Origin of the sequence: Stenotrophomonas sp. NPDC047960, from assembly GCF_043204395.1 — a bacterium.
Classification (GTDB): Bacteria; Pseudomonadota; Gammaproteobacteria; order Xanthomonadales; family Xanthomonadaceae; genus Stenotrophomonas.
In genome coordinates, this window is the sequence record NZ_JBIDBX010000009.1 from 96,325 (window position 1) to 118,540 (window position 22,216).

The following is a 22,216-nucleotide window of genomic DNA, read 5'->3' on the forward strand; positions in this document are numbered from 1 at the left end:
AGCCAGGAGCTCTCCCATGTCGATTGAAAAGGTTCTTTACACCGCACACGCCACCGCCACCGGCGGCCGCGAAGGCCACGCCACCTCGTCGGACAAGGTGCTGGACGTGCAGCTGTCCACCCCGCGCGAGCTGGGCGGCGCCGGCGGCCCGGGTACCAACCCGGAGCAGCTGTTTGCTGCCGGTTACTCGGCCTGCTTCCTGGGCGCGCTGAAGTACGTGGCTGGGCAGGCCAAGGTTGCGCTGCCGGCCGAGACCAGCATCACCGGTAACGTCGGCATCGGCCAGATCCCGACCGGCTTCGGTATTGAAGTGAAGCTGGAGATCAGCGTGCCGGGCCTGCCGCGTGAACAGGTGGAAGAGCTGGTGCAGAAGGCGCACATCGTGTGCCCGTATTCGAATGCCACGCGCGGCAACATCGATGTGACGTTGACGGTGATTTAAAAAAATGGGCGGATGCCGGTCGCGTTGACCATGCATCCGCCCATCCCACCGCGGTGGATCCCGTTCACGGGATGCGTTCGTTGTTCCGGTCACGACCAACGGTCGTGACCTACCGGTTGGGGCACGGCCCGGCACCGGTTGAGGCAGACGTTATTTTTCCGGGGTGACCAGCTGAACTACGCTGGAGAAATCCAGCTTGCCGCGGCCTGCCTGGTGGTTCATCGAATACAGGTTGCGGGCCAGTTCGCCCAGCGGGATCGAGGCGCCCACGCTCATCGCCGCTTCCACGGCCAGGCCCATGTCCTTGAGCATCAGGTCGCTCCCGAAGCCGCCGCTATAGCCGCGCGACGCCGGCGCATTCTCCAGCACGCCCGGCCACGGGTTGCATACTTCGGTGGCCCAGCTGCGGCCGGTGCTGACCGCCATCATCTGCGACAACACCTTAGGGTCCAGGCCATGGGCCACGCCCAGGGCGATGGATTCGCCGGTCACGGCCATGATCACGCCCAGCGCCATGTTGTTGCACAGCTTGGCCACTTGGCCGGCGCCGCTGGCACCCACGTGGAAGATGTTCTTGCCCATGGCCTGCAGCAGCGGGCGGGCGCGCTCGAGCGCATCGCTTTCGCCGCCGACGATGAAGGTCAGGGTGCCGGCCTGCGCACCGGCGGTGCCGCCGGAGACCGGGGCATCGAGCATCTGCAGGCCGCGTGCGGCGGCCGCTTCAGAGACCTTCCGCGCGGTGGCCGGGGCGATCGTGCTGCAGTCGATCACCAGCGCGCCGCCGGGGATGTCGGCCAGCAGACCGTCGTCGCCCAGGTACACGCCTTCGACGTGGCGGCTGGCCGGCAGCATCGAGATGACCACTTCGGCATCGGTCAGCGTGTCCAGCGCCGAGCTGGCGGCGGTGGCACCGGCGTCGACGGCCGCCTGCACGGCGGCCGGCACCAGGTCGAACACGCGCACGGCGTGGCCGGCCTTGGCCAGGTTGGCGGCCATCGGGCCGCCCATGTTGCCCAACCCAATGAATGCAATACGGCTCATGCGTGGCTCCTTTCAGGAACAATGGCGCCCAGGTCGGCCAGCGGGTGCGTGGCATCGTCCCAGGGCGAAGCGAAGAAGGTATCGGCCCAGCCCACCGTGGCCTCAGCCAGGGTCTGCGGCTGCCAGTGCGGGGTGCGGTCCTTGTCGATCAGCAGCGCGCGGATGCCTTCGGCGAAATCGCCGTGGGCGGCGCAGTGCAGCGCGGCGATGTATTCCAGGCGGTAGACGTCGGCCAGCGAAGCGCCGGCAGTGCGCTTCTGCAGTTCCCACGCCAGCCGTGCCGAGCCGGGGGCACCAGCCGCCAACGTGGCCTGTGCGGTCTGCAGCCACGGGTCTTCGGTCTGCAACGCGGCAATGGCGTCCACCACGGCCGGCACATCGCCACCCTCGCAAAGCGTGTCGATCAGCGCGGCGTTGCGCAGCAGCGGACCGGTGGCGGCATCGCTGGCGTGCTGCTGTAACAGCGAGCTGAGCTGTTCGTGGTTGCGCTTGGCGTCCGCACTCCAGTGCACGTCGGCCAGCGCGTTGAGTACATCGGCGCGCTGGGCCTCGGCGATATGGATATCGGCCATGCCGGCATAGATGGCATCGCCGGCATTGAGCGGCGCACCGGTCAGGGCCAGGAACAGGCCCGCCTTGCCCGGCACCTGCGGCAACAGCCAGCTGCCACCTACGTCCGGGAAGAGGCCCACGGTGATTTCCGGGAACGCCAGCTTGGAGCGCTCGCTCACCACGCGGTGGCTGGCACCGGACATCAGCCCGATGCCACCGCCCATGACGATGCCATGGCCCCAGCACAGGATCGGCTTGGCGTAGGTATGGATGGCGTAGTCGACGCGGTATTCGACGTCGAAGAATTCAGAGGCGTAGTGGTTGTCGCGCACATCGTCAGCGCCGGCGTCGCGGTAGGCGCGCATGCTCTGGTACAGGCTGTGCAGGTCGCCACCGGCGCAGAACGCCTTCTCGCCCGCGCCCTGCAGCACTACCAGTGCGATGCCGTCATCGGCTGCCCAGGCGCTCAGGCGCTCGTGCAGCAGGTGCGCCATCGGCAGCGAGAAGCCGTTGAGCGTGCGCGGTGCATTGAGCGTGGCGATGCCGATGCGGGTGCCGTTGGCGGCGGCCCGCTCTTCGAACAGTACCGGTGCCTCCTGGGTGGCGTCCGGCGTGCTCATGCGTTCTTCCACTGCGGCGCACGCTTTTCGAGGAAGGCGTTCACGCCCTCGGCCTGGTCGGCGCGGTCGAACAGGTCGACGAAGGCCTCGCGCTCGGCCACCAGGGCAGCGCCGTGGGTGCCGGTGCGGGTGGCCTGCACCAGGGTCTTGCAGGCGGCGATGCTGGACGGGCTCTGCTTGCCGGCCTTCTGCGCCCACTCGATGGCCAGCGCCTTGGCTTCGCCCTTGCCGACCTTTTCTTCGGCCAGGCCGATGCGCACGGCGGTGTCGGCATCGATGCGTTCACCGAGCAGGATCATCCGCTTGGCCCAGCCTTCGCCGACCAGGCGCGGCAGGTTCTGGGTCCCGCCGGCGCACGGCAGCAGGCCCACGGTGGCCTCCGGCAGCGCAACCTGGGCGTGTTCTTCGATGATGCGCAGGTCGCAGGCCAGCGCGCATTCCAGCCCGCCGCCCATGGCGTAACCGTTGATGGCGGCAATCGACACGCCACGGAAGCCGGACAGCGCTTCAAAGGCTTCACCGAAACGACGCGCGGCTTCGCGGGCAGCGGCCTTGTCGCCGGAGGCGAACTGCTTCAGGTCGGCACCGGCGGAGAAGAACTTCTCGCCGCCACCGGTGATCACCAGTGCGTAGATGCCCTTGTCCGCGTTGAGCGCGCCGACCAGATCGCGCAGCGCCGACAGGCTGTGCACGGTCCAGGTATGCGCCGGCGGGTTGTCCAGCGTGACTACGGCGACATGGCCATCGGCGTCGACCTTCAGGCCAGCGTGTTCATGCGTGCGCCAATCCATCATCGCAGTTCCTCATCGGTGTTGAGCAGGTGGCGGGCGACGATCACACGCATGATCTCGTTGGTGCCCTCCAGGATCTGGTGCACGCGGCTGTCGCGCAGCAGGCGTTCAATCGGGTATTCGCGGATGTAGCCATAACCGCCGTGGATCTGCAGCGCTTCGTTGCAGACCTGGAAACCGGCGTCGGTGGCGAAGCGCTTGGCCATCGCGCACCACACGTTGGCATCGCTGGCACCGGCGTCGAGCTTGCGCGCGGCGGTGTGCACCATCTGCCGTGCGGCGACCAGCTGGGTGACCATGTCGGCCAGCTTGAACTGCAGCGCCTGGAAATCGGCCAGCGGCTTGCCGAACTGGCGGCGCTCGCCCATGTAGCGGCGTGCGGCGTCCAGTGCGCCCTGGGCGGCGCCCAGCGAGCAGGCGGCAATGTTGATGCGGCCGCCGTCCAGGCCCTTCATGGCCAGCTTGAAGCCACTGCCCTCGTCGCCCAGCAGGTTGGCCACCGGCACGCGCACGTTCTCGAAGGTGATGCCACGAGTGGGCTGGCTGTTCCAGCCCATCTTCTCTTCCTTGCGGCCGTAGCTGATGCCGGCCAGGTCGGCCGGCACGGCCAGCGCGCTGATGCCGCTGGCACCGGGGCCGCCGGTACGCGCCATCACCACCAGCAGCTCGGTGGCCCCGGCGCCGGAGATGAAGGCCTTGGAGCCGTTGAGCACGTAATGGTCGCCCTCACGCACGGCAGTGGTCTTCAGCGACGCCGCATCCGAACCGGCCCCCGGCTCGGTCAGGCAGTACGAGGCGAGCTTGGTGCCCGACGACAGCGCCTGGCCCCACTCGGCACGCAGCGCTTCCTGGCCCCAGCTGCTGACCATCCACGAGGCCATGTTGTGGATGCTGATATAGGCCGCCGTGGACGGGTCCACATTGGCGAGCTCCTCGATGACGACGGCGGCGTCCAGGCGGCTCAGGCCGCTGCCACCGACTTCAGGATCCATGTACAGGCCACAGAACCCGAGTTCCCCTGCCTTGGCGATCGCCTCGCGCGGAAAGATGCCCTCCGCATCCCATCGCGCGGCGTGCGGCGCCAGTTCGGCCTGGGCGAAATCACGCGCGGCTTCTCTATAGGCCTGCTGCGCTTCTTCGAGTTCCGTCGTCATCGAGTTGCTCATGAACACTCCGTGCCGTGAAGGCGGTTACTTCAGGCTGATCGTGGTGTTGACGCCGTGACCCAGGGTCTCGTCGTCGAACCAGCGCGCGGTGATGGTCTTGGTCTGGGTGTAGAACATCACCACCTGCTTGCCATACGGGCCCAGGTCGCCGAGCTTGGACGCGCGCGAACCGGTGAACGAGAACAGCGGCACCGGCACCGGGATCGGCACGTTGATGCCAACCTGGCCGACGTCGATTTCTTCCTGGAAACGGCGTGCCGCCGCACCGGACTGGGTGAACAGCGCGGTGCCGTTGCCGTTGGGGTTGCGGTTGATCAGCTCAATGGCGTCATCCAGCGTTTCCGCTCCCAGGATGACCAGCACCGGCCCGAAGATTTCTTCGTCGTAGATGCGCATGCCCGGGGTGACGCCATCGAAGATGGTCGGGCCCACGAAGTTGCCCTTCTCGAAGCCGTCCACCTGCGGGTTGCGGCCATCGAGCACCAGCTTGGCGCCCTGCTCCACGCCCGAGGCGATCAGGCTTTCCACGCGCTCGCGGGCGGCGCAGGAAATCACCGGGCCCACGTCGGTACCGGCCACGCTGCCGGCGCTCACTTTGAGCGTCCTGGCCTTGGCGACCAGGTCCGGCACCCACTCGCGCGCTTCACCAACCAGCACCAGCGTGGAGGCGGCCATGCAGCGCTGCCCGGCCGCGCCGAAGGCGGCGCCGACCATGGCGTTGAGGCTCTGTTCCTTGTTGGCGTCCGGCAGCACCACGGCGTGGTTCTTGGCGCCCATCATGCACTGCACGCGCTTGCCGGCCAGCGAGGCGCGGTTGTACACGTGGGTACCGACGCGGGTGGAGCCCACGAACGAGACGGCCTTGATGTCCGGGTGGTCGCAGATCGCGTTCACCACCTCTTCGCCGCCATGCACGACGCTGAGCACGCCCTTGGGGATGCCCGCTTCCAGCGCCAGTTCCACCAGGCGCATGGTGACCATCGGGTCCTGTTCGGACGGCTTGAGGATGAAGGTGTTGCCCGTTGCAATCGCCATCGGGAACATCCACAGCGGAATCATCGCCGGGAAGTTGAACGGGGTGATACCGGCGCACACGCCCAGCGGCTGCAGCAGCGTGTAGGTGTCCACGCCGTTGGCCACGTTGTTGGCCAGCTCACCCAGCTGCAGGTTGCCGATGGCTGCAGCATGTTCGACCACTTCCAGGCCGCGGAACACATCGCCTTCGGCGTCTGGCAGGGTCTTGCCCTGCTCCGCGCTGAGGATATGGGCCAGCTCGCTCATGTGCTCGCGGATCAGCTGCTGGTACTTCAGGAAGATGCGCGCGCGGGTGCCGATCGGGGTCTTGCGCCAGGTCTTGAAGGCTTCCTTGGCCGAGGCCACCGCAGCATCCACTTCACTCAAGGTAGCGAACGGCACCTGGGCCAGGACGTCCTGGGTGGCCGGGTTGACCACGTTCTGCCAGTGCGAGCTGGCCGATTCAACGAACTGGCCATCAATCAACATGCGGATACGGGGTGCTGCAACAGTCATGGCAATACCGGCGGGATGCGAAAGGTGATTGGCATTATTCACAGCGGAGCACTCGATTTCCGGGCTGTCTACGCTTAATCTGGCCAATGACCGCTACGATTTCTGTTAATTCTGTGAATACTCCACCCGCGCACCGTCAGATCGGCCTCCGCCTGCTCAGGCTGCGCGAGCAGCGCGGCTACAGCCAGGCCGACCTTGCGCGGGCGCTGGGCCTGTCGGCCAGCTACCTGAACCAGATCGAGCGCAATAAGCGTCCCCTGACTCCCGCCGTGCAGGCCAAGCTGCGCGAGGTGTTGGGCGACGTCAGCGGCCTGTTCGACGTGGATGAGCCCGGCGCCCTGCAGGAGGCGCTGGGCGAAACCCTGCGTGACCTGGGCCTGGACGAGGTGAGCAGCGCCGAGCTGCGTGCCATGGCCGGCAACCTGCCGCAGATCAGCCGGGCCCTGCTCGACCTGCACCGCCGCCACCTGCTGCTGCGCGAACATGCCGCCGCGCTGGAGTTCCAGCTGGGCGACCCGCAGGCCGGGCATTCGCTGCCGGCCGGCGACCAGGTGCGGGATTTCTTCAACCGCATGCACAACCACATTCCCGAGCTGGACGACCTGGCCGAGCAGCTGTTCAGCGAATGGGGGCTGGTCGCCGGGCACGTGGCGCCGCGCCTGCGCCAGTTGCTGGCCGACCGCCACGGGGTGCTGGTGGAAGTGGCGCCGCTGCAGGCCGGGCGCGAGAAGCGCGTGTACGACGGCGGCAGCCGCACGCTGTGGCTGCCCGATTACCTGGAACCGGGCCAGCAGGCCTTCCAGATGGCGGCCGAGCTGGCCCTGCTCGGATATGCGGCGCAGATCGATGCGGTGATCGCGCGTGCGGGCTTCCGCGAACCGGAGCAGATCGCGCAGGCGCGGATCGGCATGTCCAACTACTTCGCCGGCGCGCTGGTGATGCCGTATGCGCAGTTCCTGCGTGCGGCCGAACAGAGCGCTTACGACATCGACGCCCTGGCGCATCGCTTCGGGGTGGGGTTTGAAGCGGTCTGCCACCGGCTGAGCACGCTGGCGCGGCGCAGTGCGCCGGGGCTGCCGTTCTTCTTCATCCGGGTAGACCGCGCCGGCAACGTCTCCAAGCGGCACTCGGCCACCGATTTCCATTTTTCGCAGGTGGGGGGTTCGTGCCCGCTTTGGATCGTGTACGAGGCCTTCAACCAGCCCGGGCGGGTGCTGACCCAGACCGCACGCATGCCCGACGGGCGCCGCCATTTCTGGCTGGCGCGCCAGGTCAGCAGCGGTCCAATCGGGCACGGGCAGCCGCGCAAGACCTTCGCGGTCGCGCTGGGCTGCGATCTGCAGCATGCCGAGCGGCTGATCTACTCGCGCGGGCTGGATATCCAGAGCCCGGGCAACTCGGTATCCATCGGCCCGGGCTGCCGGGTCTGCCCGCGCGAGGACTGCATGCAGCGCGCGTTCGCGCAGTTGCCGGGGCGCGCGTAGGGGTTGGCGTACGTGCGTGGTGAGAGCGTACCGACCAACGGTCGGTACCTACCGGGGTTAACGTTCCGGGGTTGCATGCACACCGGCGACCGCTACGGTCGTTCCCGGTTGCACGTACGCCGGTAGGGCACGACCGTTGGTCGTGCCAAGGCGGGGCAGCGTACGACCGTTGGTCGTGTGGCGGCGCGGTCAATAACTGGGCGTCACCTTCATCTGCGGCAGCGGACGCGGGGCGCCGTCGGTGAGGTCCGGGCCGAGATCTTCCCAGGTCTGGCCCTGTTCGACCATCAACCGCCACAACTGCTGCGATTCGCGGCGCTTTTCCTCCGAACTGAACCGGTAGGAGGGCGGCGGTGGTGCCCCCTTCGCCACCGATTCGTAGGCGTCCTGCCAGGCGCTCACGCGCTGCGCCGGATCATCGGTGCGCGCCACCTCGAGCGAGTAGCGCTGATACGCCGACGCCAGATTCCGCCAGCGGATCCAATAGTGATTGGCGAACGAGAAATCGCAGAAGCGCTCGCCCGCCACGCTGCCCTTGGCCGCAACCCGGCTGAGCACCGCCTGCGGCATGTCCAGGTTCATGCCGCCTTCGTCGCCCTGCAGCGTCACGTGCACGATGCGGTCGCGGTAGCCCGGCGCGCGTGCCTGCAGCACATCGCGCCAGTTCTGCATGGTGGAGACGATGGAGAACAGGAAGCCCGACATCTCCGCCGCCGCCAGTGGGCGTGCAATGGACTGATAGCTGCGCTGCCAGCCATGCCGGTTTTCGGTGGGCAGGAATACCGCAGCATTGATGGCAGCGGGTGAATCCGGCGACGCGCGCAGCGGCTCTGCCGCGTGCGGGTACACCAGGTTGATGCCGAAGGTGGGCCAGCGCGGCAGCGCGGCGTCGAACAGATGGATGGGGAAGTTGCTGCTGATGCCGCCATCGGAGAACCAGCACACCCGGAACGCGGTAATCACCGCACCCGCGCCGTGGCCACCACTGGTCAAGCCCTCGGTGCTGTCTGCCACATTGCGATCACCCTGCGCGGGCAACGCATCGGCCGGTGGTTCACACCGTCGCTCACGCCGCGCCGGCTCGTGCAGCGGCACCGCGCTGATCAGCAGCGGAAAGCTCAGGCTCATGCGCGTGGCCACCAGCACCGGCAACTGCTCGCCTTCCGGCAGGCGGTAATACGCCACGCCATCCACATGCTGCGGCGCACCCGCGCGGGCCAGCAGCCACGCCACCACGCTGGCCGGGAACAGCTGTTCGAACTGATCGCGCCGGAACCAGAACTGCGAGGCACTGAACGGCAGCGTGCGTGGCTCGGTGTGGGAGACGCAGGTGGTGATCATCTGCAGGCTGACCGCGTGCGCGCCAGCGGGCTCACCGCTGTAGCGCGGCGCGTTGTGCAGATCGGCGAAAGTCAGTGGCTGGTCGAGCGGCTTGCCCGACAACGCCTGCAGATGAGTGTGCAGCCAGTCGGTCAGCGCAGGATGGTCGGCGCCGGCCTGGGTCGCGCCGGAGCAGAGTCCGAGCAGATTGCGCCGTGCCACCCGCGCTACCCGCAGTGCCGAGGCCAATACCCCGGCCCCATATGCGCACAGCAGCGACGGCAGCAGCGTGGCCCACATGCCGTCCACCCCCGCCGCCAGCCAGCCGATGCCGAGCAACCCGATCAGCGCGGCCAGCAGTTCCAACGGCGCGATCGCAAACACGGCTGCCAGCAGGCACAGGATCTTGCGCGGCAGGCCCGCCTTGCCGGTGAGCATCACCAGCAGGCGATAGGCAGTGCGCGCGCCGTAGGCGGGCTGGAACAGGCTGTAGATGAAGCCGCGCCGCGAGAGCTGGGCCGAAACGTCGGCCAGCCCGGCAAAGCCGGCCTGTGGACCCATCGCTTCACCGGCCCGGCAACGGCGGTCGCCCAGCGCCGCAGCGGCAGCCACGGCGGCGGCAATGGCCCCGGCCGAGGTTCCGCCGATGTTCTTGAAGCGGTATTCGCGGGCCAGCGACAGCACCGCGTTGGGATACACGATGCCGCTGGTGATGCCGCCCTTCATGACCAGATCGCAGTACTTGTCCGCCATGTCCCCGCCCTGTGTCCGCCTTGGATTGCAGTATCGCCCAAGGCCTTCTCAGAGCCTGAGAACCGCGCCGCAGTTACGGTTTCGGACGGTTCGTGGCGGCCGACTGGGGCACCCGCCGCACCTGCGACAGGTCATAGCCCAGGGCGGCAATCCGGGTCATGGCCGCCTGGTAGTCCTGCTCGGAGATCTGTGGCGTGCGTGCCATCAGCCACATGTAGTCGCGCTTGCTGCGGCCGACGATGGTCTGCTGGTAGTCCTCGTCCAGGTAGACGATCACGTATTCGGCCTTGATCGGCCAGACGAACTGCATGCCCCACTCTGCACCGTTGGTACCTTCCTTGACCGTGCCGATCGGGTGCATGGTCTTGACCGGCGCATCGAAGCTGCCCTTGCGGTAGGTGAAGGTGGTCTGGATACGGCCGTCAGGCCGCAGCGCGTAGGATTCAACCGCGTCAAAAGCTTCACGTTCGGGGCGGCTGGGAATGTGGGCGATTACATACCAGTCGCCCATGAAGCGCGGTACGTCCACGTGCGCGACCGGGGGAATGGGACGGGTGTTGCCGCTACAGCCACCCAGCAGCATGCCGGCGGCGAACAGGGGAAGAAGTGGGCGCAGCTTCATGGCGTTCTCCTCAAAAGGGGTCAGGCGCGGTCGAACAGGTAGTGGGCCACCATCCATTGCTGGCCCTTCTGGTAACCGAACAGCTCGGCGCAGGCCATCCAGAACATCCGCCACCGCTGGAACCACAACGCGGCGGCGGCGTCGCCGTAGCCCTGGCGCAGCACGGCCATCACCGCGTCGCGGTTCTGGTCCTGGCGCGCCAGCCAATGATTGGCGGTGCGTTCGTAGTGGGTGCCATCCAGCAGCCAGCGCTGCTGCAGCTGCATGTACTGGGGGAAGTGCAGCAGGGTGTCGGCGGCGGGCATCAGCCCCCCGGTGAAGAAGTGCCGCCCCATCCAGTTGTCATCGCCTTCGGTCTCGAACGGGTACATCAGGGTGCGGTGCACGAAGATGTGTACGAACAGCTTGCCGCCCGGGCGCAGCCACTGGTGGATGCGCTGCAGCAGCCGGGCGTAGTTGCGTACGTGTTCAAACATCTCCACCGACACGCAGCGGTCGAAACTGCCCGGGTCCAGGATCAGCGTGTTCACATCGCGGGTCAGCACGGTCACGTTGGTCAGGCCACGTGCGCGGCACTGGCCCAGGATGTACTCGCGCTGGCTGTTGGAGTTGGACACGGCGGTGATGCGCGCGGCCGGATAGCGCTCAGCCATCCACAGCGTCAGCGAGCCCCAGCCGCAGCCCAGTTCAAGGATCTCCTGGCCATCGGCCAGTTCGGCGCGTTCGCCGTAAAGGGCCAGCATCGCCTCTTCGGCCTGATCGAGGGTTTCATTACCGGTGGGGTAGTAGCAGCTGCTGTATTTGAGCCGCGCACCCAGGCAATCCTGGAAGAAGGCGGCCGGCACTTCGTAGTGCTGGCGGTTGGCCGCGTCCACGTGCAGGGCCAGCGGGCTGCGTGACAGCGTCACGATGCGCGCGGCAAACCTCTGCGCCTGCTCTTCCACGGTACCTGCGCTCTCCTCACGCAGACGGGCCTCGCACTGGCGGCGGATGCCCAGCCGCAACAGCGCATCGGGCAGCAGGCCGCGCTCGGCCAGGCCGGTCAGCCCGGACGCGTAGTCGGGCAGCGGCAGCGATTCTCGGGCGACATTCACGGTGAAGACTCCTTGCGGGGCGGGGCAGTGCGGGAGGGAAACCACGGAAACAGCATCGGCGTGCTGCGCTGGTACTCGCGGTAGTCGTCACCACGGGTGCGCAGGGCCTGGGCCTCGGTGAACGGGATGCCACTCACCCAGCGCAGGAACACGTACATCACCAATGGCCCGGACCAGGCCAGCCACCACAACGGCGAGTGCACGGCCAGCAGCACATAGGTGAACCAGTGCAGCCATTCGAAGAAGTAGTTGGGATGGCGCGAGTAGCGCCACAGACCGCTGCGGCAGGTCTTGCCCTTGTTGGCCGGGTCGGCGCGGAAGCGCGCCAGCTGGCGGTCGGCCAGCGATTCACCGCCCACGCTGAGCAGCCACATCGCAGTGGCAGCGATGATCCAGCCAACCGGCAGTGCCGCGCTCTGCGACACCGCCACGAACGGCAGTGCGAACAGCACGATCAGCAACGCCTGGAACTGGAAGAACCCGAAGATCTTGCCCTGGTGGCCGTTCCAGTGCCTGCGCAGGTGCTGGTATCGGCCATCTTCGTCTTCGCTGCGCACGCGTTTCCACAGATGCAGTGCCAGCCGTGATCCCCACAGCCCGCCCAGCACCGCCAGCGCGATGCGCGGCGCGATGGCGCCATCACCCAGCCACGCCAGCAGCAGCGCCGAGGCGCCCACGCCCTTTGCCCAGAGCACATCCACCACGCCGATGTTCTGGTGGCGGCGTTGCCACCACCAGCCCCAGCACATCATCAGTGCGGCATACAGCCAGACCCAGCCCAGGTTCATCATGCGGGAACTCCTTTGGTGTTCGTACCGGCTGGCCCCGCGCCGCGCTGCCAGTGCCGCGCGCAGGTGGCGAGCAGGGGCAGCGCGACAGCCCATCCCAGGGCAAGCACAGCCACGCCCTGCCAGGACGGCGCGGGGAAGGCCACCGCCGACCAGCCACGCGCGGCGGAGAGATAGGCCAGCGGCGCGATAAGCCCGAGCGCCGCTGCCAGCCAGAGGCGCCGCTGCAATACCTTCAGCGAGACGGTCAGCGTCATCGCGAAGGCCGCCCACAGCGCGAGGATCCACACCGGCGCCAGCCACGCGCTGGGCCACGCTGCGGCATAAACGACCTGGCCGGTGGCCCCGGCGATGCCATCCACGGCCAGCCCGCACAGCACGCCCACGCCAAGCAGCCTCACCTCCACACCGGGCTGAGCGGACATCGCGAACTGGCTGGCTACGTAAACCGCGGCGGCCAGCAGCGCCGGCCAGCGCAGCCCCTGCCCGGCGCCGACCACCGCGCACAACCAGACAAGCTGGTTGCCGATGACATTGGTCCAGAAGTGACGCATCTCAGTGGGTGCCCTTGATGGGGGCGGGACGATACCCGGGCCGCGCCAGCAGCAGGTGCGATACGCCGATGGAGCGTTCCAGGAAGCCCCCCTCGCAGTAGGCCAGGTAGAACTCCCACAAGCGGATGAAACGCTCATCGAAACCCTGCGTGCGCACCGCCGGCAGCTGCGAAAGAAAGCGTCTGCGCCAGGCACGCAGGGTCAGCGCATAGGACTGGCCGAAATCGTACTGACCGATCAGCTGCAGGTCGCTGCTGCGGGTCTTGGCCGCCATGATCGCGTGCAGCGAGGGAATGAAGCTGCCGGGAAACACGAAGCGCTTGATGTAATCCACACTGCGCCGTGCCTGCTCGTAGCGTTCGTCTTCGATGGTGATGGCCTGCAGCAGCGCCAGCCCATCGGGCTTGAGCAGTCGTGTGAGCGTGGCGAAGTACGTGTCCAGGTATTGCGCGCCGATGGCCTCGATCATCTCGATGGAAACCAGCTTGTCGTACTGGCCCTCCATGTCACGGTAGTCCTTCAGCAGCACCGTTACCTTGTCCTGCAGCCCCGCGCTGGCCACCCGCTCGGTAGCCAGCGCGTACTGCTCCCTGGAGATGGTGGTGGTGGTGACATGGCAACCATGGTGGAGCGCGGCATATACCGCAAAGCCTCCCCAGCCGGAGCCGATCTCCACCACCCGGTCGCCGGCCTTGAGTTGCAGCTGCGTGCAGATCCGCGCCAGCTTGCGCTGCGATGCCACCTCAAGGGTGTCGCCCGGCTCGGCATACAGCGCCGACGAATACATCAGGTCGCGGGACAGGAACAGCGAGAAAAAGGCGTTTCCCAAGTCATAGTGCGCGGCGATGTTGCGGCGGCTGCCCTCACGGGTGTTGCGACGCAGCCAGTTCCAGCCCTGCAGCAGCGATCCCCCCAGCCGTGCCGGGCCGCGCTCCATGCCGTCCAGCAGCGCGCGGTTGCGCACCAGCAACTGTACCAGCGCCACCAGGTTGTCGCAGCGCCAGTCGCCGCGGATGTAGGCTTCGCCGGCACCGACGCTGCCCTGCGCGCCGACCGCCCGGTAGAACGCCGGGTTGTCCACCCATACCGTGACCTGTAGGGGTGCGTCGGCATCACCCAGCGTGACATCGCCCAGCGCATCACGCAGCTGCAGCCGCCCGCCCTGCAGGGGAGCAAGCTGGGCCAGCAGACGGCGGCGCAGGAACGCTTCCAGCGTGCTGGGCTCGGGCAGGGCAAGCGGTCGGGTCATGTCGTTCATGGGTGCTTTCCAGCAATGGAAGGATGGTCGTAGACGGGCGTGCGCTTGAGCCACAGCCGCAGCGCCTGCCAGTGGATGGCGGCCACAACCTGCACTGTCATCAGCGGGTGGCGCAGCAGCACACGGGCCAGGCCAGGGCCGGTAACGGGATGGCGCCGCAGCGCCAGGTCGGCATCGAACTGGCGCTCACCGTTACGCCACACCTGCATGTGCACGTGCAGGTCATCGCCCGGCGCGGTGAAGCGCCAGCGGTATTCGCAGTCCATGGGCATGAAGGGGGAAACGTGGAACTGCTTGTCGAAGGTCCACGCCAGCGCGCGACCGTGCGCATCGGCCTGCGCGACCGGCAGCACGTAGGCGTGGCGCTCCTGCCACGGCGTGTTGGTGATCTCGGCCACGATGCAGTCCAGCGTGGCGCCATCGGCCGCGTAACAGTAGTAAAAGGTGACCGGATTGAAGATGTGTCCGGCGTGGCGCAGGTGTGCGAGCATGCGCACCGGCCCCGGTGGCGCGTGGCCCAGTGCCTGGGAGATGCGATCGCGAACCGCGTCGGCCAGCGGCTGGTCCGGATCACCCAGATAATCGCTGCGGCGGAACTCGGCCAGGTTGCGCCGTTCCACCGACCAGAACCAGCGCCCCTTGAACACATGGTCCAGCTCGTCCAGATCGATCAACAGCTGCGCGATGGGATACTCGAACGCGTGCGCCTGCGGCGCATGGCGCCGATGCCGCATCCTGCCGCGATAGATCGCGCTCGCGCTCATGCCGGCATGCCCTGCGACAGGGGCCAGTAGGCTTCTGCATCCAGCGACTGCAGCGCCTCCACCACCCGGCGCGCGCTGCGGATGCCATCTTCATGGAAGCCCCAGCCCCAGTAGGCGCCGGCAAACCAGGTACGGCGGCGCCCCTGCAGTTCTGCCCAGCGCCCCTGTGCGCGGACCATCGCGTGGTCGTGCACGGGGTGGGCGTACTGCATCCTGCGCAGCACCTTGTCCGGCGCGATGGCCTCGCTGCGGTTGAGGGTCACCACCAGCGGCGTGGGCGTATCGATGCCCTGCAGCAGGTTCATGCAGTAGCTGACGGTGCACGGCGCCATTGGATCGCGCGGCACGTGTGCGTTCCAGGCCGCCCAGGCCTTGCGATTGCGCGGCAGCAGGCTTGCATCGGTATGCAGCACCACCTCATTGGGCTGATAGCGCATCGCACCCAGCACGCTGCGTTCGGTGGCATCGGCATCGGACAGCAGTGCCAGCGCCTGGTCGCTGTGGCAGGCCAGCACCATCTGGTCGAAGCCTTCCAGCCCATCAGCAGTAAGCACGCGCACCCCCTGCTCCTGCCGCTCCACCCCGAGCACGCGGCATTCCAGCCGCTCACGTACCCGCCAGCGCCGCCGCATCGCCTCCACGTAGCGCGCTGAGCCGCCCTGCACCACCCGCCACTCGGGTCGGCCGGTAACCTGCAGCATCTGGTGGTTGGCCATGAACTGCACCAGGTAGCGCGCCGGGAAGTCTGCCAGTGCGGCAACCGGCGACGACCACAAGGCAGACGCCATCGGCAGCAGATGTTCCTGGATGAAGGTGTCGCCGTAGCGACCCTGCTTGAGGTACTCGCCCAGCGATGGCCCTTCCTCGCCGCTGTGCAGCAGCGCGGGTGCCTCGCGATAGAAGCGCCGCAGGTCAGCCAGCATGCCCCAGAAGCGTGGCGAGAGCAGGTTGCGGCGCTGGCAGAACAGCGTGTCCAGGGAGGTGGCGTTGTACTCCAGCCCGCTGCGCTCGCTATGCACCGAGAAGCTCATGGTGGTGGGCTGCGAGGCCACGTCCAGTTCGTTGAACAGCGCGGTCAGCAGCGGGTAGTGGTGCGGATTGAACACGATGAAGCCGGTGTCCACCGCCTGCGTGCGGCCGTCCACCGTCACGGTGTGCGTGTGGGTGTGGCCACCGAGGTAGTCATTGGCTTCGAACAGCGTTACTTCATGCCGCTGGCTCAGCCACCATGCGCTGGCCAGCCCGGCAATGCCCGATCCGATCACGGCGATGCGCATGTCAGTGCTCCGCCTTGGCCAGCACCCAGGCCGGCACCGGCTTGAGGTCACTTACCAGACGCAGCGCGGCCATGGCGCGCAGGCCATACCAGGTAACGTCCACTTCCCACCAGTAGAAGCCCTGGCGCACCGTGCCAGGGAAGAAGTGGTGGTTGTTGTGCCAGCCTTCGCCGAAGGTGAGCAGGGCCAGCCATACGTTGTTGCGGCTGTCATCGCTGGTATCGAAGCGGCGGCGGCCGAAACGGTGCGCCAGCGAGTTGATGGTCACCGTGGCGTGGAACAGCACCACCGTGGAAATGAAGAACCCCCACACCAGCATCTGCCCGCCGCTGGTGCCCAGGCCCGGCGCGAGGTGTTCCAGAAGGACGCCAAGACCATAAAGCGCAGCGGCCAGTGCCACCGGCACCAGCGTGTCGAAGCGGTCCAGCCAACGCAGCTCGGGAAACTTCGCCAGGTCCGGAATGCGTGCCCAGTCGGTACGGAAGCCATCGGTGGTGAGGAACCAGCCCATGTGGCTCCACCAGAACCCGTGCACGACCGGCGAGTGCGGGTCGGCGGCGGTTTCAGTGTGACGGTGGTGGTTGCGGTGGTGTGCGGCCCACCACAGCGGACCGCGCTGCACGCTGGCCGCGCCAATCAGGGCGAACACAAACTGCACCACGCGCGAGGTGCGGAAGGTGCGGTGGGCGAAGTAGCGGTGGTAGAAGGCCGTGATGGCGAACATACGCACTGCGTAAAGCGCCAGCGCCACGCCTACCGCCACCCACGACACTCCCACCCAGATCACCGCCAGGCAGGCAACGTGCATGCCGACAAAGGGAATCGCCCGCAGCCAGTCCACGCGATTGCCACTGCCATCAGCCGCCGACGCGGCGGCACCGGTGTCGAACCAGCGCAGCAGGCTGGCCCATCGGCTCCGCAGGGTGCGGACGGGGTGGTCGGGGGTGGAACGGGACAGCATGTCGCGCGTCTCCTGAGCGGTTAATCAGGAGATACGCAGGCCGGCGCTGTTTGGATGCACCCCTTGCGAAAATATTCCGCGAGGGGTGCGGGTTACAGAGTGGCGATATCGCCCTTGGCGATGACCGGACCGGTCGGGATGCCCTGTGGCGCGCCGCCGGACGGTTCCAGCGTGATCGCCAGCACCGAGCCGTTCACAAGAACATCACGCAGCGCATCGGGCACTGCCACGGTGTGGGCGCGGTTGATGGACACCAGGCCCAACGAGCGTGGCGTACCGCCGGCCGGAATCAGCCACAGCTCCGGGGCCCGACCAGCGGCATCGGCCGGTGCCGGTACGGGCACCATCAGCACCTTGCCCTGTGCCTTGTCGACCGAAGCCAGCCAGCCCGGCGTGCCATCGTCGTGCAGCAGCGGGGTGACCGGCTTGGTCGCCTGCTCCGGCTCGGATGGGGTTGGCGCCGGGGTGACGGCCACCGGGGTGGACGGTGCGGTGGGCAGCGGCTGGCGGTTGAACACCGCGACCAGCGCCAGCGCTGCGGCCAAGGCCGTCATGCCCTGCCAGAAACCGGTGCGTTGCCACAGCCTGGGCGCGGCGGTAACCGCCGGCCAGCCCAGTTCGCTGCGGATGCGGGGCCACAGGTGTGCCGGCACCGCTTCGCTGCCCAGTTCCTGCAGCAGCGGCGCCAGCCGCACCTGCCATTGCTCGACCAGCCGGGCGAAGCCCGGGTCGGTGGCGATGCGCTGCTCGATCTGGCGGCGCTCGGCGGCATCGTGCACGCCCAGCACGTATTCGCCGGCCAGGATATCGGCGCTCGGCGGCTGGCCATCGTCATGGATATCGTGAAGGTCGCGGATGTTCATCGTTCCAGGCACACCCGCAGTTGGCCCAGCCCGCGCCGGATCCAGCTCTTCACCGAACCCAGCGGCGAACCGATGCGGCGGGCCAGCTCTTCATAACTGGCACCGTGCAGGAACGCATTGCGGATCAGCGAGCGGCGGCGCGGTTCCAGGGTATCCAGGCAGTCATCCAGACGTTCGCGGTCGGAGGCATGCTCAGCTGCCTGCGCCGGCTGCGGCGCGAAATCGGGAATTTCCTCGGCCACCGACAGATCGTCCAGCGCACGCGGCGGAGCAGCGCGCAGGCGGTCGATCGCGCGGTTGCGCGCCATCATCGACAGCCAGGTCATGGCCGAGGCCCGCGTGGCATCGAACTGGGCGGCCTTGCGCCAGACCGTGGTGAAGACATCCTGCAGGACCTCCTCGGCGTCACCGCGATCGCGCAGGGTGTGCAGGCAGATCGCGAACAGCCTGCCCGAGGCCAGCTGATAGACGGACTCGAACGCCTGGCGGTCGCCCCCGGCCACCTGGACCAGAAGGCCGTCCAGGCGTGCAGACGCGGCGGTATCGGAAGCATCCAGCTCGGGCATCGCAGGCTCAGGGTCGGCAGGGAGCGAACGTGCATGGTCGTTGCTCCGCGCGCCGGCTGCAAGAGGGTCTTCAGCTGTCGCATGTCTTCACCAAGGGTTGCACCCGGGCCGCAGCAAGCTCTGCGGCGGAAGTGGCCACGGGCGGGGAAGGGAATTCGACGCGTACCTGGGGATAGCGCCCAGTGGAGTCGCGCACGTTGCCGGTGCCGCTGAACTGGAGCAGGCGCTGGTCGGCCGTGGCGTAAACCAGGCTCACCGCCGGCACGGCGAAGCCGAACCATGCATCGAGTTTCATCTGCAGCTGCTGCGCCGGTTGGCCTTTCCAGGTAATCGCGCCGGTGCGCTGCAGCTTCAACGGCACCAGCCGCTGGCGGCTGGGCAGCAGGAACTGGAAAGCCAGCGGCTTTCCCTCAAGCAGGGCTGGCCAATGGCGCCGCACGGCCGCATCGAAGCCGGCATCGACCACGGCGCCGGGTGGCACCTGCAACGTGCGGGTGACCGGGGCGGCATCCGAAGCGGCACGTATGTAGACCGTGCGCGCCACGCCATTGGCGCGCACGCCTTCCTGGTAGCCGTCGCGGCCGTCTTCCAGCGCGAAATCCGGCGTCTGCGGGCTGCCCTGCGGCGTCATCCACTTGCGCGCGAAGGCCCGGCCATCGGCGCAGCGGTACAGCACCAGCCGCGACAGCGCCTCCGGCGGCCCCTGCAGCCAATGCGTTTCGCGGTAGAGCAAGGCACCGCCATCCGCAGTGAAGGCGCGCCCTTCCTGCCGCTGCACGGCCTGGGCAGGCGCCAGCAACGGGCACAGCAGCAGAAGCAGTCCAGCCGAGCTGATGGGGAGGCGGCGCATGCCGGTATCCATGGGAGGTTGCTGGAGAGATACGCGGCAAGTGGGCGCTCGGATGCAGTCGGCCGCGCAAGGCGGTCCACTACTCCCCTTGACCGCCGTCGCAACTCGGCCTACCTTGTCCTCGCCGAAGGTATCCATCTCTTCATGCAGATGAAGGGATGGGTTTAAACGGGAATCCGGTGACGGTGCCTTGCGCGCCCATTCCGGAGCTGCCCCGCAGCGGTGAGTGGAAACGAAACCTGCCAACAGCACTGGGCCATGCGCCTGGGAAGCGGCAGGAAGTAGGTGGGCCCCGTGCCCGTGTCCATCAGCCCGAATACCGGCCCCGGCCAGAGGACACGACCGTCCTCTGATTCGACCTGGAACGTCCGCGGGGAGGTTGCCGGGGCCTGCCGCCACGCGTTCTGCGTGGCGCTGCCTCCGTGCGTCCGCTTCACGGCATCCGGTTCGCCCGCGGGGGCGAAGGTCGCTGGCGGGGCGGACACGGCAGCAATGGCGTGGGTGCCGCGCAGTTCCTTCGTTCCTCAATGCCGCTACTGCAATGAGGACACGTTCCATGACCACTGTTACAAACCTGGGTTTCCCCCGTATCGGCGCCAAGCGCGAGCTCAAGCGCGCGCTGGAAGCGTACTGGTCCGGCCAGAGCAGCGCCGAAGCGCTGCAGGACACCGCCGCCAGCCTGCGCACCACCCACTGGCAGCTGCAGCGCGATGCCGGGGTGGAGGTACCTCCCAGCAACGACTTCAGCCTGTACGACCAGGTGCTGGACGCCGCCTTCCTGTTCGATGCCATTCCCGCCCGCTACCGCGCGCTGGCCGATGCCGATCCACTGGCCGGATACTTCGCCATGGCCCGTGGGCTGCAGCGCGACGGCTTCGATCTTCACGCGCTGGAAATGACCAAGTGGTTCGACACCAACTATCACTACCTGGTGCCCGAACTGCAGGCCGGCCAGGATTTCGCGCTGCGCGGCGACAAGCCGCTGGCCGAGTACCGCCAGGCCAAGGCGCTGGGCATTGAAACCCGCCCGGTGCTGATCGGGCCGGTGACCTTCCTGCTGCTGTCCAAGACCACCGACGGCAGTCCGGCGCTGGACCTGCTGGACGCGCTGCTACCGGTGTATGTGCAGCTGCTGGGCGAGCTGAAGGCAGCAGGCGCGCAGTGGGTGCAGCTGGATGAGCCCGCGCTGGTGCAGGATCTCAGCCCGGAAGCGCGCGCCGCCTTTGAACACGCCTATGCGGTGCTGGCCAGGGCTGCCCGCCCCAAGGTGCTGGTGGCCACCTACTTCGGTGCGTTGGACGACAACCTGGAACTGGCGGCGTCGTTGCCGGTGGATGGCCTGCACGTGGACCTGGTGCGCGCGCCGGAACAGCTCGATGCAGTGATCAAGGCCCTGCCCGCCGGCCGCGTGCTCTCCGCCGGCCTGGTCAACGGCCGCAACATCTGGCGTACCCACCTGGACAACGCGCTGGTGCTGGCCCGCTACGCCCACGGTCAGCTGGGCAGCGACTTTCTCTGGCTGTCACCGTCGTGTTCACTGCTGCACAGCCCGGTGGACCTCACCCACGAGCGCAAACTGGACGATGAACTGCGGGGCTGGCTGGCATTCTCCAAGCAGAAGCTGGAAGAGCTGCGCGTGTTGGCCGATGCCATCGATCACCCCTCGCGCGCCGACGCCGCGCTGGCCCTGTCGCGCGAGCGCATTGAATCGCGCCGACGCTCGGCCCGCGTGCACAACCCGGCAGTGGCTGCGCGCCTGGCCGCACTGACCCCGGCCGACGCGCAGCGCCACAGCCACTACCCGCAGCGCCACCTGGCCCAGGCCGCCGCACTGAAGCTGCCGCGCTTCCCGACCACCACCATTGGTTCCTTCCCGCAGACACTTGAGGTGCGCGAAGCCCGCGCCCGCAACAAATCCGGCACCCTGCCCGACGCCGACTACGATGCCTTCCTGGCCAGCCAGACCGAGCACTGCGTGCGCATGCAGGAGCAGATCGGGCTTGACGTGCTGGTGCACGGCGAGTTCGAGCGCAACGACATGGTGGAGTACTTCGGCGAGCAGCTGGAGGGCTTTGCGTTCACCAGGAACGGCTGGGTGCAGAGCTACGGCTCGCGCTGCGTGAAGCCGCCGGTGATCTACGGCGATGTGTCGCGCCCGCAGCCGATGACCGTGCGCTGGTCGCAGTACGCACAGTCGCTCACCGACCGCCCCATGAAGGGCATGCTGACCGGCCCGGTGACGGTGCTTCAGTGGTCGTTCGTGCGCGATGACCAGGCTCGGGCCGATACCTGCCGGCAGATCGCGCTGGCACTGCGCGATGAGGTGCTCGACCTGGAGGCCGCCGGCATCGGCGTGATCCAGATCGACGAGCCGGCCATCCGCGAAGGCCTGCCGCTGCGCCGCGCGCAGTGGCGCGAGTATCTGGACTGGGCGGTGGAAGCGTTCCGGATCAGCGCCAGCGGCGTGCGCGATGCTACCCAGATCCACACCCATATGTGCTACTCCGAGTTCAACGACATCATCCACTCGGTGGCTGCGATGGATGCCGATGTGATCTCGATCGAGACCTCGCGCTCGCGCATGGAGCTGCTGGATGCCTTCGTGCGCTTCCAGTACCCCAACGAGATCGGGCCGGGCGTGTACGACATCCATTCGCCACGCGTGCCGGACAAGGAGGAGATGCTCTCCCTGCTGCGCAAGGCCGCCGAAGTGCTGCGCCCCGATCAGATCTGGGTGAACCCGGACTGCGGGCTCAAGACCCGGGGCTGGCCCGAGACCCGCGCCGCGCTGGAAGCGCTGGTGGCGGCTGCACGGCAGCTGCGCGACGAGAGCGCAGACGCCAACGCCGCCTGATTCCCTTTCCGTTGCTCAAGGGCTGCGCCGCCGCCGTTGCCGGCGGCGGGGCCGATGGATGTCCGC

General features: G+C 67.6%; 20 protein-coding genes and 1 riboswitch. Of the genes, 3 read left to right on the forward strand and 17 right to left on the reverse strand.

Features of this window, described 5'->3' with window-relative positions:
- Window positions 1-16 precede the first annotated feature (16 nt).
- Entirely contained in the window at window positions 17-442 is a 426-nt protein-coding gene (locus ACGFZ3_RS18290; RefSeq protein ID WP_392924529.1) for an organic hydroperoxide resistance protein, read from the forward strand.
- 150 nt (window positions 443-592) lie between these two features.
- Here ACGFZ3_RS18290 and mmsB read toward each other — a convergent pair whose 3' ends face one another.
- Genes mmsB through ACGFZ3_RS18315 form a run of 5 tightly spaced genes read right to left on the reverse strand, consistent with a single transcriptional unit; the run spans window position 593 to window position 6,142 of the window.
- A complete protein-coding gene (mmsB, locus tag ACGFZ3_RS18295) occupies window positions 593-1,483 on the reverse strand; it encodes a 3-hydroxyisobutyrate dehydrogenase (protein WP_217537595.1) in 891 nt (296 codons plus the stop codon).
- Window positions 1,480-2,655: an enoyl-CoA hydratase/isomerase family protein gene (locus ACGFZ3_RS18300; protein WP_392924533.1), complete on the reverse strand. Its 1,176-nt coding sequence runs from the start codon at window positions 2,653-2,655 to the stop codon at window positions 1,480-1,482. Before ACGFZ3_RS18300 ends, mmsB begins: the two co-directional genes overlap by 4 nt.
- The gene (locus ACGFZ3_RS18305; RefSeq protein ID WP_392924536.1) at window positions 2,652-3,449 is read right to left on the reverse strand and encodes an enoyl-CoA hydratase; all 798 of its coding nucleotides are present in this window, start codon (window positions 3,447-3,449) and stop codon (window positions 2,652-2,654) included. Before ACGFZ3_RS18305 ends, ACGFZ3_RS18300 begins: the two co-directional genes overlap by 4 nt.
- On the reverse strand, window positions 3,446-4,612 hold the full coding sequence (locus ACGFZ3_RS18310; RefSeq protein WP_392924539.1) for an acyl-CoA dehydrogenase family protein: 1,167 nt from the start codon (window positions 4,610-4,612) through the stop codon (window positions 3,446-3,448). Before ACGFZ3_RS18310 ends, ACGFZ3_RS18305 begins: the two co-directional genes overlap by 4 nt.
- A gap of 24 nt (window positions 4,613-4,636) precedes the next feature.
- Entirely contained in the window at window positions 4,637-6,142 is a 1,506-nt protein-coding gene (locus ACGFZ3_RS18315; protein WP_392924542.1) for a CoA-acylating methylmalonate-semialdehyde dehydrogenase, read from the reverse strand.
- Window positions 6,143-6,255: 113 nt separating this feature from the next.
- Between ACGFZ3_RS18315 and ACGFZ3_RS18320 the strand changes: the two genes are divergently transcribed.
- Window positions 6,256-7,626 carry a short-chain fatty acyl-CoA regulator family protein gene (locus ACGFZ3_RS18320; protein WP_392924545.1) on the forward strand — a complete coding sequence of 457 codons (1,371 nt, stop codon included), beginning with the start codon at window positions 6,256-6,258 and terminating at the stop codon, window positions 7,624-7,626.
- A 189-nt stretch (window positions 7,627-7,815) separates the two neighbouring features.
- Here the strand turns inward: ACGFZ3_RS18320 and ACGFZ3_RS18325 are convergent, their stop codons facing one another.
- The 12 genes from ACGFZ3_RS18325 to ACGFZ3_RS18380 all read right to left on the reverse strand — a co-directional run bounded on the left by ACGFZ3_RS18325 (window position 7,816) and on the right by ACGFZ3_RS18380 (window position 19,296).
- Window positions 7,816-9,699 carry an RpoH suppressor gene (locus tag ACGFZ3_RS18325; protein WP_392924548.1) on the reverse strand — a complete coding sequence of 628 codons (1,884 nt, stop codon included), beginning with the start codon at window positions 9,697-9,699 and terminating at the stop codon, window positions 7,816-7,818.
- 73 nt (window positions 9,700-9,772) lie between these two features.
- Window positions 9,773-10,282, reverse strand: a complete 510-nt coding sequence (locus tag ACGFZ3_RS18330; RefSeq protein ID WP_392924686.1) for a lipocalin family protein — start codon at window positions 10,280-10,282, stop codon at window positions 9,773-9,775.
- Between the two features lie 59 nt (window positions 10,283-10,341).
- A complete protein-coding gene (locus ACGFZ3_RS18335; RefSeq protein ID WP_392924552.1) occupies window positions 10,342-11,415 on the reverse strand; it encodes an SAM-dependent methyltransferase in 1,074 nt (357 codons plus the stop codon).
- Complete coding sequence (locus ACGFZ3_RS18340; RefSeq protein ID WP_392924555.1) at window positions 11,412-12,206, reverse strand: DUF1295 domain-containing protein; 795 nt, start codon at window positions 12,204-12,206, stop codon at window positions 11,412-11,414. Before ACGFZ3_RS18340 ends, ACGFZ3_RS18335 begins: the two co-directional genes overlap by 4 nt.
- The gene (locus ACGFZ3_RS18345; RefSeq protein ID WP_392924558.1) at window positions 12,203-12,757 is read right to left on the reverse strand and encodes a DUF2878 domain-containing protein; all 555 of its coding nucleotides are present in this window, start codon (window positions 12,755-12,757) and stop codon (window positions 12,203-12,205) included. The genes ACGFZ3_RS18340 and ACGFZ3_RS18345 overlap by 4 nt, the downstream gene beginning before the upstream one ends.
- A 1-nt stretch (window position 12,758) precedes the next feature.
- Window positions 12,759-14,015, reverse strand: a complete 1,257-nt coding sequence (locus tag ACGFZ3_RS18350; RefSeq protein ID WP_392924561.1) for a class I SAM-dependent methyltransferase — start codon at window positions 14,013-14,015, stop codon at window positions 12,759-12,761.
- Entirely contained in the window at window positions 14,012-14,779 is a 768-nt protein-coding gene (locus ACGFZ3_RS18355) for a DUF1365 domain-containing protein (protein WP_392924564.1), read from the reverse strand. Before ACGFZ3_RS18355 ends, ACGFZ3_RS18350 begins: the two co-directional genes overlap by 4 nt.
- Entirely contained in the window at window positions 14,776-16,056 is a 1,281-nt protein-coding gene (locus ACGFZ3_RS18360; protein WP_392924567.1) for an NAD(P)/FAD-dependent oxidoreductase, read from the reverse strand. Before ACGFZ3_RS18360 ends, ACGFZ3_RS18355 begins: the two co-directional genes overlap by 4 nt.
- Window position 16,057: 1 nt before the next feature.
- Window positions 16,058-17,017, reverse strand: coding sequence for an acyl-CoA desaturase (locus tag ACGFZ3_RS18365; RefSeq protein ID WP_392924570.1), 960 nt, complete (start codon window positions 17,015-17,017; stop codon window positions 16,058-16,060).
- A 92-nt stretch (window positions 17,018-17,109) separates the two neighbouring features.
- Window positions 17,110-17,880, reverse strand: a complete 771-nt coding sequence (locus ACGFZ3_RS18370; protein ID WP_392924573.1) for an anti-sigma factor domain-containing protein — start codon at window positions 17,878-17,880, stop codon at window positions 17,110-17,112.
- On the reverse strand, window positions 17,877-18,446 hold the full coding sequence (locus tag ACGFZ3_RS18375; RefSeq protein WP_392924576.1) for a sigma-70 family RNA polymerase sigma factor: 570 nt from the start codon (window positions 18,444-18,446) through the stop codon (window positions 17,877-17,879). Before ACGFZ3_RS18375 ends, ACGFZ3_RS18370 begins: the two co-directional genes overlap by 4 nt.
- Before the next feature lie 70 nt (window positions 18,447-18,516).
- The gene (locus ACGFZ3_RS18380) at window positions 18,517-19,296 is read right to left on the reverse strand and encodes a hypothetical protein (RefSeq protein WP_392924578.1); all 780 of its coding nucleotides are present in this window, start codon (window positions 19,294-19,296) and stop codon (window positions 18,517-18,519) included.
- A gap of 111 nt (window positions 19,297-19,407) precedes the next feature.
- Window positions 19,408-19,639: riboswitch (cobalamin riboswitch) on the forward strand.
- 213 nt (window positions 19,640-19,852) lie between these two features.
- Here ACGFZ3_RS18380 and metE point away from each other — a divergent pair.
- Entirely contained in the window at window positions 19,853-22,150 is a 2,298-nt protein-coding gene (metE, locus tag ACGFZ3_RS18385) for a 5-methyltetrahydropteroyltriglutamate--homocysteine S-methyltransferase (protein ID WP_392924581.1), read from the forward strand.
- Window positions 22,151-22,216: the final 66 nt, after the last annotated feature.